This is a genomic window from Streptomyces flavalbus (assembly GCF_042674625.1).
Lineage (GTDB): Bacteria > Actinomycetota > Actinomycetes > Streptomycetales > Streptomycetaceae > Streptomyces > Streptomyces flavalbus.
In genome coordinates this window covers 1,739,556-1,755,280 of the sequence record NZ_JBHTEB010000001.1, presented here as the reverse complement: position 1 = coordinate 1,755,280, position 15,725 = coordinate 1,739,556, and the positions used below count along the sequence as shown (strand labels likewise).

The window sequence follows — 15,725 nt, the reverse complement described above, 5'->3', positions numbered from 1 at the left end:
GTTCCCCACGCGCCGCTCCCTCCCCCGTACGGCAGAGGAGGTCCCCTTGTGCGCCTGCCCGCCAGCCTGGCCGCGGTGACCGTCGCCGTCACCCTCGTGCTGTCGCTGCCGTACGAGGCGCTGCCCCACGCGCGCGTGGCGCCCGGTGCGGCCACGGGCCCCGGTGAGGCCGCCAGCCCGCCGCCGTTCGGCGCTGCGTGCCGTACCCGGATACACGGCTCCCACGTGGTCGCCCACTGCCACAACCCCTACGTCGACACCGACCGGGTGCGCCTGCACGTGGAGTGCGCCCGCTGGTGGGACCTGGACACCGACAGCGCCCCGGCCGACGCCGGGCCCGCGACGACCGTACGGATCACCGGGCGGTGCTGGAAGGAGGTCCGCGCGGTGTGGGTCAGCCACCAGCGGGCGGGCTGATCCGGTCCGGGCGGCACGAGAACGGGTAGCTCGCCGCCTCCGCCGCGGCGGTCACCGCGTCACCCGCGCGGATCGCGTCCAGCAGGCGCGCGTGGTCCATGAACGTCCCGGGGGTCAGCTCCTGGCCGACGTCCGCGCGCAGCCAGTCCCGCAGCACCTCGCCGAGGTCCGCGTACATCGCGGTCATCGCGTCGTTGTGGGAGGCCGCCACCACGGCCATGTGGAAGCTGGCGTCGGCCGTCACGAACGTCTCCGCGTCGCCGGACAGCCAGGCGTCCTCGCGACGCCGGAGCAGCGCGTCGAGCTGCTTGAGGTCCTTCTCCGTGCGCCGCTCGGCGGCCAGCTTCGCCGCGCCCGACTCCAGCGTGGAGCGCAGCTCCGCGATGTGCCGGGGGTCGGCACCGGCGAACCGGCGGTGCATCACGCCCGCCAGCTCACTGGTGGCGACCACGTAGGTGCCGGAGCCCTGGCGGATGTCCAGCAGGCCGTTGTGCGCCAGCGCCCGGACGGCCTCGCGGACCGTGTTGCGGGCGACGCCGAGCTGCTCGACCAGCTCGGGCTCCGTCGGGATGCGTGAGCCGACCGGCCACTCGCCCGAGGTGATCTGGTTGCGCAGCTCGGCGATGACCTGCTCGGACAGCGCCGAACGGCGGGGGTGGCTCAAGGGCATGGCCCACCTTCGCACGGATTCGGCGGGGGACGGAGCCCCCGCCGTGGACAGCCTGGACAACCAATCATCCCATGATTCTATGATGGGTGCATGGCACGACAGGTAACCCGGACGCACGCCTCCCCGACTACCCGCGCCTCCGCGGCCGACCCCGACGCCGGGGCGCACGCCCCGACGCCCACGCGCGCGTGGGTGACGCGCCTGCTCGTCGTCGGCATCGTGCTGGCCGCCGTGAACCTGCGCCCCGCCATCACCAGCTTCGGCGCCCTCCTCGAAGAGGCCCGCGACGGGCTCGGCATGAGCGGCAGCGTGGCGGGCCTGCTCACCTCCCTGCCCGCGCTCTGCTTCGCCGTCTTCGGCGTCATGGCACCGCGCCTCGCCCGCCGCTTCGGGCCCGGCGCGGTGGTCTGCGCGGGCATGGCCGCCATCGCCGCGGGCCTGCTCATACGGCCCTACACGGGCGGCACGGCCGGGTTCCTGGCCGCCAGCGCCCTCGCCCTGATGGGCATCGCCGTCAGCAACGTGCTGATGCCGGTCATCGTCAAGCGCTACTTCCCCGACCGGGTCGGCTCCATGACCGGCCTGTACTCGATGGCCCTCGCCTTCGGCACCTCCGTCGCCGCCGCGGCGACCGTGCCGGTGACCCGCTCGCTGGGCGGCGACTGGCGGTCAGGGCTCGCGGTGTGGGCGGGGCTCGCGGCGGCGGCCGTGGTGCCGTGGCTGGCCTTCGTGCGGGACCGGGCGGGGGCGTCCGACGGGGGGCGCTCCCGGCGCGGTGCCGAGGCGCACGCGCGCGTGGGGCAGCCGTCGGCCGCCGTGCGGATCACCCGCAGCCGTACCGCCTGGGCGCTCGCCGTGTTCTTCGGGCTCCAGGCCACCGCCGCCTACATCACGATGGGCTGGATGGCGCAGATCTTCCGGGACGCCGGGGTGCCCGCGGGCCGGGCGGGGCTGCTGCTCGCCGTCACCATGGTGATGGGCGTCCCGCTCTCCTTCGTCATCCCCAGGGTCGCCGCCCGGCTGTCCCACCAGGGGCCGATCGTCGTCGCCCTCGGCGTCAGCGGCCTCGCCGGGTACGCCGGGCTGTACCTCGCACCGGCCGGGGGCGCCTGGCTGTGGGCGGTGCTCCTCGGAATATCCAACTGCGCGTTCCCGCTGGCGCTGACCATGGTCGGGATGCGGGCCAGGACCGGCGCGGGCGTCGCCCAGCTCTCGGCCTTCGCGCAGAGCACCGGCTACCTGATCTCCATCCCCGGCCCGCTCCTGGTGGGCGTGCTCTACCAGCACAGCGGGGGCTGGGGGCTGCCGATCGCCCTGATGACCTGCCTGATGGTGCCGCAGATCGCGGTGGGCGTCCTCGCGGGCCGCGACCGTATCGTGGAGGACGAGGCGGCGGGCCGCTGACCCCGGCGTCGGGCGGTCTGCGCGGGGTGCGAGACTTGCCGTATGCCAGTGCTTGACCCGAACCCCCGCGACGGCCAGAAGAAGATGCTGATCGTCTTCGGCTCGTTCCTCGCCATCTTCGTGATCATCGCCGTCATCGCGACCATCGCCGCGCCCTGACCCCGCGGGCCGCCGGGGGTGGGGTTAGCCCCCGTATCCCCTAGGGGGAAAGGCTCAGGGTCAAGTGGGTGGATCTCCGGATGGGTTGCGGGCCGCCGGGTCCGTAGATTCGAGATATGCCGCGAGAGCGCGGAGGACTCGATGACAGCGGAGGCACCCATGTCGGCCCCAACGCACACCCGGCCCCACCCGGCGCCCCGGGGCGGCGTCGACACCCGGCTGCCCTGGTGGGCACTCGCCCTGCCCACCCTCGCCTTCGTCGCCCTGCTCACGCTGATACTGAACCCGTCCGACGCCCAGGCGGCCAGCGCCGACCCGGCCCTCGCACACTTCGTCGAGCGCGTTCAGCGGCTGATCGGGCAGTGATGAAGCCGCATGTCAACTCCCTGCGCCCGGTGGCGTGTTTCATGCGAAGCTGGAGTGCATGAGCGTCGCAGAACCCCGCAAGATCGTCCTCTTCCGACACGCGAAGGCCGACTGGCCCCAGGTGGACGACCATGAACGCCCACTCGCCGAGCGGGGCCGCATGGACGCGGCAGTCGCCGGACGCAAGCTGGCCGACTCCGACATCACCCTCGACCTGGCGCTGGTCTCCACCGCCGTACGCACCCGCGAGACCTGGAAGCTGGCCGTCCAGGAACTGCCCCACCGACCGAGGACCCACTACGAGGAGCGGGTCTACGAGGCATCTCCCGGCGAGCTGATCGCCGTACTCAACGAAACCCCCGACGACGTTCAGAACGCCATCCTGGTCGGCCACAACCCCGGCGTGCACGGCCTCGCCGACATCCTGGCGGGCAGCGCCGAGGCCGACGCCCGCGACCGGATGAAGCGCCGGGGGTTCCCGGCCGCCGCCTTCGCCGTGCTGTCGTTCAGCGGCTCCTGGAAGACCCTGGAGCCGGGCGTGGCGACCCTGCTCGACTACTGGGCGCCCTCCGAGTGACGTGCCCCCCGGCGCGCTCGGCGTGCCGGGGGCTGGCTCAGCGTGCGGGGGGCTGGCTCAGCGTGCCGGGGGCTGGAGGATCTCCTCGTGTGCGTCCGCCGCCTCGACCTCTTCGCGGGTCACGCCCAGCAGATAGAGGACGGTGTCGAGGAACGGCACGTTCACCGCCGTGTGCGCGGCCTCCCGCACCACCGGCTTGGCGTTGAAGGCGACCCCGAGCCCCGCCGCGTTCAGCATGTCCAGGTCATTGGCGCCATCCCCGATGGCCACCGTCTGCGCCAGCGGTACGCCCGCCTCGGCGGCGAACCGGCGCAGCAGCCGCGCCTTGCCCGCCCGGTCCACGATCTCCCCGGTGACCCGGCCGGTCAGCTTCCCGTCGACGATCTCCAGCGTGTTGGCCTGCGCGAAGTCCAGCCCGAGGCGGTCCTTGAGGTCGTCGGTGACCTGGGTGAAGCCCCCGGAGACCACGCCGACCTGGTAGCCGAGTCGTTTCAGCGTGCGGATCAGGGTGCGCGCGCCGGGCGTCAGCCGCACCTCGCTGCGCACCTTCTCCACGACCGAGGCGTCCAGCCCCGCCAGCAGTGCCACCCGCGCGTGCAGCGACTGCTCGAAGTCCAGCTCCCCGCGCATCGCCGCCGCCGTCACCTCGGCGACCTCCGCCTCGCACCCGGCGTGCGCGGCGAACAGCTCGATCACCTCGTCCTGGATGAGGGTCGAGTCCACGTCCATCACGACCAGGCGCTGCGCCCTGCGGTGCAGGCCCGCGGCGACCACCGCGACGTCCACGCCGAGCGCCGCCGCGTCCGTGGCCAGGGTGGTGCGCAGTGGTCCGGTCTCCACGCCGGACACCGCGAACTCCACCGCCGTGACCGGGTACTTGGCGAGCCGGAAGATACGGTCGATGTTGCCGCCGACCTTGGTGATCCGGGCGGCCACGGCAGCCGTCGCCTCCGCGGTCAGCGGATGCCCGAGCACCGTGACCAGGGAACGGCCGGAGCCGCGCGGGCGGTTGTCGCCGTGGCCGGAGACTATCTCCGCCTCCATCTTCATCGACTCCGCCCAGCTGTGGACGGTCGCCCGCAGATCGCCCTCCAGGCCATGGGGCGGCTGCGTCACCAGAGCGCACAGCACCATCCGGCCACGGGTGACGACCTGCTCGATGTCGACCACGTCGACGGAGAAGGCGGCGAGGGTGTCGAAGAGTCCGGCCGTGATGCCCGGCCGGTCCTTGCCGTAGATCTTGACAAGGAGGGTGGGGATATCAGAGGTCTGCGAAGCGCTCATGGTGATTCCACCGTATCCGGCACCCAGTGCCTCACGCGCCCGAGGTCCGCCCAGCGGACACGGAACAGTGCATGTCCAACAGGTGACCCCAGCCTGTCACATCGGCGACAGCCCCGCGCCCCTCAGCCCCGCGGCCTGCCCGGCGGTGGCGGCGGCCCCTCCTCCGGCGAGGTCGCGGGCCGCCGCGGGGGCCTGCGGGGCGGCTCCAGGGGGCCGGTCATGGTCTGCGCGCCGTAGACGTCACCTCCATCCGGCTCCGACCGTGCCGCGTCCTCCGCCTCCCGCACCTCGTCCGGCAGCCGCAGATACGGGTTGGTCGCGGGGTTGGGCGGCCGGTAGGGCGTACCGGGGGTGTACGGCCCGGCCTCGCCTCCGCGCGGGGCACCGCCTCCGTGCGGAGTGCCGCCTGGCCCGTGGCCACCGCCTCCGTGCAGGCCACCGCCTGACCCCTGGCCGCCGCCCCCGCGCGGGACGCCCCCCGGCGCCGCGACGCCGCCCGCCTGCGGGGCACCTCCCGGCGCCGCGACGCCGCCCGCCTGCGGGGCACCTCCCGGCGCCGCGACGCCGCCCGCCTGCGGGGCACCTCCCGGCGCCGCGACGCCGCCCGCCTGCGGGGCACCTCCCGGCGCCGCGACGCCGCCCGCCTGCGGGGCACCCCCTGGCACCCCGCCCCCGCCCGCGTCACCCCGTGCCAGCGGTGACGCCCGGCGCCCCGCCGCCCCGGTCGCCCGGGCCAGCAGCGCACCGGCCGCCCCCGCGCCCGCGCCCCACAGCGCGCCGAGCAGCAGGGCCGTGCCGAGGTGGCCGCGTAGTTCGATCGCGGCGCCGAAGGCGTCGAAGCCCAGTACGGCCAGCGACGCGTCCACGGAGACCTCCGTGAGCCAGGCCAGCAGCGGCAGCGCCAGCGCGGTGACCACCCCGAGCCGCAGCCCGCACCGCCCCGCGAAGCCGACCGCGCCCACCCCGCCGACCGGCGTCCGGGCCGCCGTGAGGACCCCGGCGAGCAGCATCATCAGCGCCGCCGCGACGCCCAGCAGCCACACCCGGCCGTCCAGTTCCGCCAGCCCGCCGAGGGTGACAGGCCCGTCGCCGTCGACGAGCAGGTCGTCCAGCGGGTCGGGCAGGAACCGCGTCAGCGCGCCCGACGCCTCCCCGTCCCACGGCACGAACAGCCCCAACGGCACCCCGAGCCACACCCCGTTCGGCGCGCCGAGCAGCGCCGCGCCCGCGATACGCCGGGGATGGTCGTCGCCGATCGCGGCGTACCCGGCCGCCGCGAGCCCCGCCGCCACCGCCACCAGCACCACCGTGACCAGCGCCGACACCGCGGGCCGCACCACCCGGTACACGGCGCCCCAGCCGGGCGGCAGGGGAGTGCGGCGCGAGGCCAGCAGCGCGATCAGCAGCACCCCAGCCGCCCACCCCGCCCCGCCCAGCAGTGTCGGCGCCGTGTCCACGCTGAACCCGACCGCCGCCCGCGCGTCGACGAGGTCACCGAGCCGGTCGGGCAGCAGCCCCCCGATGTCCCCGACATCCCCGAGCCCGGGGATCTCCACGCCCCCCGAACCCGCCCCGCCGGGCAGGTCGTCGAGCCCGAGCGAGCCGCCGTCGAGGGTGATGACGTCGTGCCCCGCCCAGGCCAGCCCGCCCAGCGTCGCGGTGAACAGGACGACCACCGCGCCCGCGCGGGCGGCGAGTTCGGCGGGGGATACCACAACTCCGGCCGCCCGCAGGGACCGTAGGAAGAACCAGGACAAAAGGAGCGCACCGACCAGGCTGACGCCCAGTGGCGTGATCTCGATGGCCGTCGTCGCCTCCGCGCTCTCCAGACCGAACGCGGACACGTCACCGGACGGCGTGACCGAACCGCCCGCCCCGAGCGCCACCACCGCCGCCGTCATCGGCCCGAGCGAGGCGGACGCGTCCGCCTCCAGCAGGTGCAGCCCGAGCGCCGCCGCCCCCGCCATCCCGATCAGCGCCCAGCTCACCGCCGCGACCGCGGACAGCAGGACGTCGACCCACGGCACTTTCCCGTCGGCACGGCTGGTGCGGGTGTGCTGGACGTTCATGCAGACCCCCCGATCCGCGGCACGGCACGGCCACCGCGCCTGTCCCCCTCGGGTGGGATTACCACTTTCCGAGCGGGTTTCAACCCCGTGGGCCGGACCAATCGCAACGCGTGTGCGCGGTCTTCACAAGGCCCGACTTTCGGTCAGGGGGCCGGTCCTGAAATAGTTCCCCCCGATGTTCGACATCCCTAGACTCCCTGTGATGGGGGTAACTCGGGGGACAACTCAGTGGGGCATGGAGTGCCGGAACTCGTACTGGAATTCAATGGACGGACCTGGACGCTCGATCCGTCCAGGTCCTACACGCTCGGACGCGATCCGCAGGGAGACGTCGTGTTCGACGACGCCAGGGTCTCCTGGCGACACGCCACGGTCAGCTTCAACGGCCGCAGTTGGGTCATCGAGGACCATGGCAGCACCAACGGCACGTTCGTGCAGGGACAGCGCATCCATCAGCTGGAGATAGGGCCGGGCACGGCACTGCACCTGGGCAACGCGACCGACGGACCGCGGGTGAGCCTGACCGGTACCGCCGCCGTGGCCCAGCCGCAGCAGCCGTACGCCGCCCAGGCCGTCCCGGGCGCCAACCCGGCCTGGGCCGGGCAGCAGGCGCCGCCGCAGCAGGTACCGCCGCAGCAGGTACCGCCACAGCAGGCGCCGCCACCGCAACAGGGCTGGCCGCAGGGCGCGCCGCACATCCCGCAGCAGCAGGGCCCCGGTGGTGCGGCGGGGGCACCACCGATGTACGGCGACCGCAGCCCGACCACGTTCCACCAGTTCTCGCTGGGCCGCGTGATGCGCATCGGCCGTGCGCTGGAGAACGACCTGGTCGTCTCGGACCTCCAGGTCTCCCGCAACCACGCCGAGTTCCACGCGACGCCCGACGGCCGCCTGGAGATCCGCGACCTCGGTTCGCACAACGGCACGTACGTCAACGGCCAGCCCATCGCCAAGGGCGGCTCGCAACTGCTCGGCCCGACCGACATCGTCGGCGTCGGCCACTCGACGTTCCGCATCGTCGGTGACCGCCTTGAGGAGTTCGTCGACACCGGTGAGGTGTCCTTCTCCGCCCGCCACCTGACCGTCACGGTTGACGGCGGCAAGCAGATCCTCAAGGACGTCTCCTTCGGCGTACCCGAGAAGTCGCTGATCGCGGTCATCGGCCCGTCGGGGTCCGGCAAGTCGACCCTGCTCAAGGCGCTCACGGGCTACCGCCCCGCCAACCAGGGCGAGGTCCTGTACGACAACCGGAACCTCTACAAGCAGTTCGCGGAACTGCGCCAGCGCATCGGTCTCGTCCCGCAGGACGACATCCTGCACAAGGAACTGACCGTCAAGAAGGCCCTCAAGTACGCGGCCAAGCTCCGCTTCCCGGCGGACACCACCGCCGCCGAGCGCGACGCCCGCATCGACGAGGTGCTGCGCGAGCTGAAGCTCGACATCCACCGCGACAAGCGGGTCACGTCCCTGTCCGGCGGTCAGCGCAAGCGCGTCTCCGTCGCCCTGGAGCTGCTCACCAAGCCGTCGCTGATCTTCCTGGACGAGCCGACCTCGGGTCTGGACCCGGGCATGGACCGCGATGTCATGCAGCTCCTGCGCGGCCTCGCCGACGACGGCCGCACGGTCCTCGTCGTCACCCACTCGGTGGCCGAGCTGGCGCTGTGCGACAAGCTCCTGGTGATGGCGCCGGGCGGCGCGGTCGCCTACTTCGGCCCGCCCGAGGAGGCGCTGAACTTCTTCGGCTACGACAGTTGGGCCGACGTCTTCTCCGCCTTCGAGAACTACCGCGACTACGACTGGGCGGGCCGCTGGAAGGGCTCGCAGCACTACCAGATGTACGCCGCGGACATCGACGCCGTCGCGCCGCAGGCCGTACAGATGCCGCCGATGCAGGCGATCCGCCCGCCCAAGCCGCAGGGCTGGGGCTCGCAGTTGTGGACCCTGATCCGCCGCTACGTCTCCGTGATCGCCTCCGACAAGGGCTTCATGGCGCTGTCGGTGGCCCTGCCCGCCGTGCTCGGCGCGGTCAGCCTGCTCATCGACCCGGACAAGGGGCTGCTGCCCAACGGCGCCAATGCCCAGGGCCGGATCGTCCCGAACGGCACCGCCACCACCGTCCTGCTGATCCTCGCGGTCGGCGCCTGCTTCGCCGGGGCCGCCAACTCCGTACGAGAACTGATCAAGGAACGGGTCATCTACGAACGGGAACGCGCCACCGGCCTGTCCCGTTCCGCCTATCTGATGTCCAAGGTGATCGTGCTCGGCGCCATCACCATGATCCAGGGCGCGCTGATCGGCGCGATCGGGTTCATCAGCCGGGAGATTCCCGAGGAGGGCCTCGTCCTCGGCGGGGCGGTGCTGGTCGAGCTGTCCCTGCCGATCATGATGCTGGGCTTCGCCTCGATGATGTTCGGCCTGGTCATCTCCGCGCTGGTGAAGACGGCCGAGAAGACCATGCCGCTGCTGGTGATGTTCGCCGTCGCGCAGCTCCCCTTCACCGGCTGTCTGCTCATCCTCAACGGCGCGATCGGCGTCAACCAGTTGTCGTACCTGTTCCCCTCGCGGTGGGCCGTCGCCGCCGCCGGGTCCACGCTCGACTTCAACAAGATCTTCCCCGACCAGGACGATCCGTCGAACACGGACCCGCTGTGGGAGCACACCGTCGGCGCCTGGAGCCTGAACATGGCCGCGCTGCTGGTGCTCGCCGCGATCTGCGGCGTCCTCGTGGCCCGCTTCCTGCGCCGCCACGAGCCGGAGGTCATGCGCAAGTAGCGGCCTGCCGCAGCACGCCGAAGGGCGGCACCCCGTCAGGAGGGTGCCGCCCTTCGGCATACGTGCCGCCCTTTCGGCGTACGCGTGACTGAGGTCCGCGCGGCCTCAGTACGCGCTGAACACGTTGTCGATGGAGCCGTACCGGTCGGCCGCGTAGTTGGCGGCGGCGGTGATGTTGGCGACCGGGTTGTAGATGTCCCACGACGTCCCGGGCACGTGGTACGCCTGGAAGGTCGGCGGGATCACCTGGAGCAGGCCCTTCGACGGGACGCCGTTGATGGCGTTGATGTCCCAGTCGTTGATGGCGTTCGGGTTGCCGGACGACTCCCGCATGATGTTGCGGTGCAGCCCGTGGTAGGTGCCGGGGATGCCCTTGGACTTCATGATGTCCAGGGACTGCCGGATCCAGCCGTCGAGGTTGTTCGGGTACGTCTTCGCGGCGGCCTTCTTGACCTGGGCGCGCTGCGCGGACCGGCTTGCGGCCTCCTTGGCCTGGCGGGCCAGCTCGGCCTTCCGCTGCGCGGCGGCCTTGGCGGCGGCCTTCTGCTTGGCCGCGGCCTCGGCGGCGGCCTTCTTCGCGGCGGCGGCCTTCGCGGCGACCTGGGCCGCGGCCTTCTGCTTGGCCTCGACCGCGGCCACCTTCAGGCTGGCGCTCGCGACCTGGTCGGTGACGCTGGCCTGGACGTTCTTGACGTGCTCGGTGCCGAACACCACCGGCGCCGCCGGGGCGGCGACCTCTGCCGTCGTGGTCGTGCCCGCGTTGCTGGGCACCGCGGAGAGGGCGACCGCGGTGGCGCCGAGGACGGCGACACCACCGATCGCGATCTTGTTGCGTTTGTTCAGGGCGAGACTGCGGCCACGGACGGAAATGCTCTGGAGCTTCAAGGACGGACCTCTTCGAATAGCGCGGAGGTCGCTCGCTGACCAGCGGGGGACTCGGGTCCTCCCCACACGAACGCCGCGGGCGACAACCCGCGGCGCTGAGCGACGGCAGCCATTGTTAGCGTCCGCAAAAATCCGTGGCAAAGGTGTGACGTACGAAGCCCGGTAGTGGATCAGTAATCGGCGAAACCGGACATAATTACCCAATGTCCCGCTCCTGGCGGGGTCTTTGTCTCCTATGCGCCTTCGTACGTGACCTGCACCCTATGCGCGGGCTCACACCGGCCGCCCCGCACTCTCACCATCCGTTGCGTCAGCAACGCTCAGGGTGAGCGTCATCCGGAGGCAGGACGAGATGCACGTCCCCGAACTCGTGCCAGAGGTAGCGCCCCCGCAGCGCCTCCTCATACCCACGGTCGACGGCCGCCCGCCCCGCCACCGCCTCCAGCATCAGCAGGTGCGACGCCTCCGGCTCGTGCAGCCCCGTCAGCAGCCCGTCCACCACCCGCACCCCCCGCTCCGGCGTGACCACGAGGTCCGTCCACCCCGCCGCCGCCCGCACCACCCCGTCCACGCCCGCCGCCGACTCCAGCGCCCGCACCGCCGTCGTCCCCACCGCGACCACCCGTCCGTCCCCCGCCCGGACGGCGTTGACCAGCCGCGCCGACGCCTCCGGCACCACGAAGCGCTCCGGGTACGGCGGCTCGTGCGCCTCCGCCGACGCCACCCCGGTGTGCAGCGTCACCGGCGCGAACTGCACCCCCCGGCTCACCAGCTCCGTCACCAGCCGCGCCGTGAAGGGCCGCGCCGCGCTCGGCATCTCCGCGCTGCCCGCGCCCTCGGGGGACGGCAGCGCGAACACCGTCTGGTACGCCGACAGCGGCTGGTCCCGCGCGGTGTAGGAGTACCGGATCGGCCGCCCGTGCCGCCGCAGCAGCCCCGGCACGTCCGGCCCCGACACCCGCGCCCACCACAACCGCTCACCCCGTGCGCTCAGCGGCTCCTCCAGCACCAGCCGCGCCCCCTCCGGGAGCCGTACCTCCACCCCCGCGGGCCCGCCCGCACGCGCGCGTGTCGTCCCCCGGCCGTCCGGGTCCCGCAACTCGACCGCCCACCGGCCGTCGTCCCCCCGGGTGGAGAAGTGCACCACCACGCGCGCGTGCCCGATCCGCCCGTCCACCGCGGCGGCCAGCGTGACCGACGTGTTCACCACCAGCAGGTCCCCGGCCCGCAGCAGCCCCGGCAGCTCCCGGAACGCGTGGTGCGACACCTCCGTGCCCCGGGACACCAGCAGCCGTACGGCGTCCCGCTCAAGACCCGGCCCGCGCTGCTCGGCGGGCACCCGCGCGGACAACTCCTCCGGCACCCTCAGCGCCAGCGTCACCGGACCGCCCCCTCAAGCAGCGCGGACGCCGTGTACCGGCCGCTCGCCGGGCGCTCCTCAAGCAGCCACAGGAACGCGGGCACCACACTCACCGGGTCGGGCCGCGGACCGTCATCGTCCGGTACGGCAGCCGCGTACAGGTCGGTGGCCATGTCCCCCGGATCGACCGCCCACACCCGCACCCCGGGCTCCTCCACCGCGAGCACCGCCGCCAACTGGTCCAGGGCCGCCTTCGACGACCCGTAGCCGCCCCACGTCCCGTACGCCTCGACGGCCGCGTCCGAGCTGACCGCGACCACCGCGCCCACCTCGGACCGGCGCAGCGACGGCAACGCCTCCTGGACCAGCCCCAGCGCCGCCACCACGTTCACCTCCAGCGCCCGCCGCAACCCCTCCAGCGGCAGCCCGGCCAACGGCACCAGCGGCTCGGCGCCCAGCGCGCTCGCGTTGTGCACCAGCAGATCGACGCCGCCCAGCTCCCCGGCCGCCGCCACCAGCCACGACCGGTGCCCCGCGTCCGTGACATCCCCCGGGACGGCCGCCACCCGCACCCCGTACGCCTCCTCCAACGCCGCCGCCGTCTCCTTCAGCGCCCCGGCGCCCCTGGCGTCCAGCACCAGGTCCCAGCCCCGCGCGGCCAGCGCCCCGGCGAGCGCCCGCCCGAGCCCCTTCGAAGCCCCCGTGATCACCGCTACCGGCATGACCGTCGTCCCCTATCACTCCCCGGCACCGTCCCGTCGACGTGCCGACGCCCCTCAACCTAGGAACCACCTCCTCCGCCCCACCTCGGTCCCGAGCCCCAAACCGTCCGCACCCTTCCGCCTACGCCGCAGGTCCGGGACGCGCGCCCTAGTCCCACCGCCCTAGGCACCGGCCACCCCGGGTCTGATCCCCGCTGTCACACCCCGCCGGTACCGTGAGGGCATGAGTCACGGCCCCCGGTCCGGCCTCGCGGCGGTCAGTTCCGCGCTGCTGGCCATGAGCAGGCACCTGGAGGTGCACGACGTCCTCAAGACGATCGTCGCCTCCGCCCGTGAGCTGCTCGACGCCCAGTACGCGGCGCTCGGCGTCCCCGACGACCACGGCGGCTTCGCCCAGTTCGTCGTCGACGGCGTCAGCGACGAGCAGTGGAAGGCCATCGGCCCCCTCCCGCGCCAGCACGGCGTCCTCGCCGCGATGCTCCACAAGGCCAAGGCCGAGCGGCTCCCCGACGTCCGCAAGGACCCCCGCTTCGAGGGCTGGCCCGCCGCCCACCCCGAACTGGTCGACTTCCTCGGCCTGCCCATCCGCGACGGCGACGAGATCATCGGCGCGCTCTACCTCGCCAACAAGAACTGCTCCCGCCCCGCCGAGGGCACCTGCGGCTTCACCCAGGACGACGAGGAACTCCTCGCCATCCTCGCCCAGCACGCCGCCATCGCCCTGACCAACGCCCGCCTCTACGAGCGCAGCCGCGAACTCACCATCGCCGAGGAACGCTCCCGCCTCGCCCACGAACTCCACGACGCCGTCAGCCAGAAACTGTTCTCCCTGCGCCTGACCGCCCAGGCCGCCGCCCGCCTCGTCGACCGCGACCCCGCGCGCGCCAAGGGCGAACTCCACCAGGTCGCCACCCTCGCCGCCGAAGCCGCCGACGAACTGCGCGCCGCCGTCGTGGAGCTGCGCCCCGCCGCCCTCGACGAGGACGGCCTCATCGCCACCCTGCGCACCCAGGCCCAGGTCCTGGACCGCGCCCACACCGCGCGCGTGACCTTCACCGCCCGCGGGGTGCGCGCCCTGCCCGCCGCCCAGGAGGAGGCCCTCCTGCGCGTCGCCCAGGAAGCCCTGCACAACGCCCTGCGGCACTCCGGCGCCGCCCACGTCGACGTGACCCTCGCCCGGCGCGGCGGCGGCGCCGTCCTGCGCGTCACCGACGACGGCGGCGGCTTCGACCCCCAGGCGGTCCGGCACGCGGGCCGCCACCTCGGCCTCGTCTCCATGCGGGACCGGGCCAGCGGCGTCGGTGGCAGGCTGACCGTGGAATCGGCGCCCGGCAAGGGCACCACGATCGAGATGGAGGTCCCCGGTGGCTGACCCGATCAAGGTCCTGCTCGTCGACGACCACCAGGTGGTCCGCCGGGGCCTGCGCACCTTCCTCGAAGTGCAGGACGACATCGAGGTCGTGGGCGAGGCCGCCGACGGCGCCGGGGGAGTCGCGCTGGCCGAGGAACTGCGGCCCGACGTCGTCCTGATGGACATCAAGATGCCGGGCATGGACGGCGTCGAGGCGCTGCGCAGACTGCGCGAGCTGGACAACGCCGCGCGTGTGCTCATCGTCACCAGCTTCACCGAGCAGCGCACGGTCGTCCCGGCCCTGCGCGCGGGCGCCGCGGGGTACGTCTACAAGGACGTGGACCCCGACGCCCTCGCCGGTGCCATCCGCTCCGTGCACGCCGGGCACATCCTGCTCCAGCCGGAGGTCGCCACCGCCCTGCTCTCCCAGGAGGAGACCGGCGGCGGCCAGGGCAGGGGCGGCACGCTCACTGACCGCGAGCGCGAGGTGCTCGGACTGATAGCCGACGGCCGCTCCAACCGCGAGATCGCCCGCGCCCTGATCCTCTCCGAGAAGACGGTCAAGACCCACGTCTCCAACATCCTCATGAAGCTGGACCTGGCCGACCGCACCCAGGCCGCCCTCTGGGCAGTCCGCCACGGCGTAACAGGCTGACACACCCGTATCCGCGGGCCGCCGTCGCCGCCTCTGCCGTAGCTGCGGGCAGTCGTGCCGCTGGGGCGGCACGGGTGGGCGCAGCGGCACCCCGCGACGCCGGGCAACGCGACCCACCCCCGGCAGCAAACGGCAACGGCAGTGTCACCGCACCGACCCTCACCGCACCCCCCGCTCCCGCTCCTCCACAACGGAGTTGTACGCCGCGACCCGCGCCCGCCGAGCCGTCCGCTCCACCGGCCGCAACGCCTCCGCCCGAGCGACCATCTCGGACGCGCTCACCGCACCCCCGTGCCCGTTCTCCCCCGCCAGAGCCACCAGCACCCCCACCCGCCGCGCCAACTCCAGCACCCGAGCCGCCCGCCCCGGATACCCCGGCGCCAACACCTCCGCCCCCCGCTCGGCCCGCGCCCGGTACGCGTCGATCGCCGCCTCGGCCACCGGCCCCGACGCCGCCACGTCCAACCGCGACAGCACCTCCGTGGCCTCCCGCAGCGCCTCCGCCAGCTCCCGCTCCGCCTCACCCAGCGACGGCACGTCCGCGGGCGGCGCCTCCCGCACCACCAGGCACTCCCAGACCACCTCCACGTGCACGTCCCCCGCTGGCCCCGCCTCCGTCACCTCCGGCACCAACCCGAACCCGGCGCCGTAACAGATCACCGCCTCCTCCGCGTCCAACGCCCGCGCGTTGAACTCCGGCGGACCACTCAGCCCCAGCGGATGCCCCGGCGCGGGCAGCGCGACCCGCAGCCCCCGCACCCCCAGCGCCCGCAACCGCCCCAGCGCCAGCGTCAGCCCCACCGGCCCCGACTCGCCGGGCAGCCCCACCACCCGGTGCACGGCGTCCTCACCCACGATGGCGAGCACGGCGTCGTCCGGCGACACAAGTCCGGCAAGCAGGGCGTTTCCCCAGGAAGCGAGGCGTCCAGAACGTGGTTCAGAGAGCATGGCCCCCAGCCTAAGTACCGGACCGATGGAATGGACCGCCCGACCAGTGGCGTAGATTTCCTTGAGGACGAGACCGGCCACACTGC

General features: G+C 73.3%; 15 protein-coding genes. 8 read left to right on the top strand and 7 right to left on the bottom strand.

From position 1 onward, the window contains the following. Positions 1–48: 48 nt before the first annotated feature. Positions 49–417 carry a hypothetical protein gene (locus ACFQZ6_RS07700; RefSeq protein ID WP_381605947.1) on the top strand — a complete coding sequence of 123 codons (369 nt, stop codon included), beginning with the start codon at positions 49–51 and terminating at the stop codon, positions 415–417. Here ACFQZ6_RS07700 and ACFQZ6_RS07695 read toward each other — a convergent pair. Next, positions 395–1,087: a FadR/GntR family transcriptional regulator gene (locus ACFQZ6_RS07695; RefSeq protein WP_381605945.1), complete on the bottom strand. Its 693-nt coding sequence runs from the start codon at positions 1,085–1,087 to the stop codon at positions 395–397. The two genes, ACFQZ6_RS07700 and ACFQZ6_RS07695, sit on opposite strands and share 23 nt — an antisense overlap. Positions 1,088–1,177: 90 nt before the next feature. Here ACFQZ6_RS07695 and ACFQZ6_RS07690 point away from each other — a divergent pair, with 90 nt between their 5' ends. The 4 genes from ACFQZ6_RS07690 (at position 1,178) to ACFQZ6_RS07675 (ending at position 3,593) form a co-directional block, all read left to right on the top strand. Continuing rightward, a complete protein-coding gene (locus ACFQZ6_RS07690) occupies positions 1,178–2,491 on the top strand; it encodes a CynX/NimT family MFS transporter (protein ID WP_381605943.1) in 1,314 nt (437 codons plus the stop codon). A gap of 42 nt (positions 2,492–2,533) precedes the next feature. Further along, positions 2,534–2,650 carry an SGM_5486 family transporter-associated protein gene (locus tag ACFQZ6_RS07685; RefSeq protein ID WP_381605941.1) on the top strand — a complete coding sequence of 39 codons (117 nt, stop codon included), beginning with the start codon at positions 2,534–2,536 and terminating at the stop codon, positions 2,648–2,650. A 159-nt stretch (positions 2,651–2,809) separates the two neighbouring features. Continuing rightward, entirely contained in the window at positions 2,810–3,016 is a 207-nt protein-coding gene (locus ACFQZ6_RS07680; RefSeq protein ID WP_381605939.1) for a hypothetical protein, read from the top strand. 58 nt (positions 3,017–3,074) lie between these two features. Further along, positions 3,075–3,593 (top strand): SixA phosphatase family protein, encoded by a 519-nt coding sequence (locus ACFQZ6_RS07675; RefSeq protein ID WP_381605937.1) that lies wholly within the window; start codon positions 3,075–3,077, stop codon positions 3,591–3,593. 57 nt (positions 3,594–3,650) lie between these two features. Here ACFQZ6_RS07675 and serB read toward each other — a convergent pair whose 3' ends face one another. Continuing rightward, complete coding sequence (gene serB / locus ACFQZ6_RS07670) at positions 3,651–4,877, bottom strand: phosphoserine phosphatase SerB (protein WP_381605935.1); 1,227 nt, start codon at positions 4,875–4,877, stop codon at positions 3,651–3,653. Positions 4,878–4,999: 122 nt separating this feature from the next. Continuing rightward, on the bottom strand, positions 5,000–6,946 hold the full coding sequence (locus tag ACFQZ6_RS07665; protein WP_381605933.1) for a streptophobe family protein: 1,947 nt from the start codon (positions 6,944–6,946) through the stop codon (positions 5,000–5,002). A gap of 228 nt (positions 6,947–7,174) precedes the next feature. Between ACFQZ6_RS07665 and ACFQZ6_RS07660 the strand changes: the two genes are divergently transcribed. Beyond that, positions 7,175–9,718 (top strand): ABC transporter ATP-binding protein/permease, encoded by a 2,544-nt coding sequence (locus ACFQZ6_RS07660; RefSeq protein ID WP_381605931.1) that lies wholly within the window; start codon positions 7,175–7,177, stop codon positions 9,716–9,718. Between the two features lie 105 nt (positions 9,719–9,823). Here the strand turns inward: ACFQZ6_RS07660 and ACFQZ6_RS07655 are convergent, their stop codons facing one another. The 3 genes from ACFQZ6_RS07655 to ACFQZ6_RS07645 form a co-directional block, all read right to left on the bottom strand. Beyond that, on the bottom strand, positions 9,824–10,603 hold the full coding sequence (locus ACFQZ6_RS07655; RefSeq protein ID WP_381605929.1) for a transglycosylase SLT domain-containing protein: 780 nt from the start codon (positions 10,601–10,603) through the stop codon (positions 9,824–9,826). Positions 10,604–10,913: 310 nt separating this feature from the next. Continuing rightward, positions 10,914–11,984: an S-adenosylmethionine:tRNA ribosyltransferase-isomerase gene (locus ACFQZ6_RS07650; protein WP_381605927.1), complete on the bottom strand. Its 1,071-nt coding sequence runs from the start codon at positions 11,982–11,984 to the stop codon at positions 10,914–10,916. Beyond that, positions 11,981–12,685 (bottom strand): SDR family NAD(P)-dependent oxidoreductase, encoded by a 705-nt coding sequence (locus tag ACFQZ6_RS07645; RefSeq protein WP_381605925.1) that lies wholly within the window; start codon positions 12,683–12,685, stop codon positions 11,981–11,983. Before ACFQZ6_RS07645 ends, ACFQZ6_RS07650 begins: the two co-directional genes overlap by 4 nt. Before the next feature lie 223 nt (positions 12,686–12,908). On the opposite strand from ACFQZ6_RS07645, the gene ACFQZ6_RS07640 reads away from it, so the two are divergent. After that, a complete protein-coding gene (locus tag ACFQZ6_RS07640) occupies positions 12,909–14,057 on the top strand; it encodes a GAF domain-containing sensor histidine kinase (RefSeq protein ID WP_381605923.1) in 1,149 nt (382 codons plus the stop codon). After that, positions 14,050–14,691: a response regulator gene (locus ACFQZ6_RS07635; protein ID WP_381605920.1), complete on the top strand. Its 642-nt coding sequence runs from the start codon at positions 14,050–14,052 to the stop codon at positions 14,689–14,691. The genes ACFQZ6_RS07640 and ACFQZ6_RS07635 overlap by 8 nt, the downstream gene beginning before the upstream one ends. A gap of 159 nt (positions 14,692–14,850) precedes the next feature. Here ACFQZ6_RS07635 and ACFQZ6_RS07630 read toward each other — a convergent pair whose 3' ends face one another. Next, on the bottom strand, positions 14,851–15,639 hold the full coding sequence (locus ACFQZ6_RS07630; RefSeq protein ID WP_381605918.1) for a hypothetical protein: 789 nt from the start codon (positions 15,637–15,639) through the stop codon (positions 14,851–14,853). Positions 15,640–15,725 lie beyond the last annotated feature (86 nt).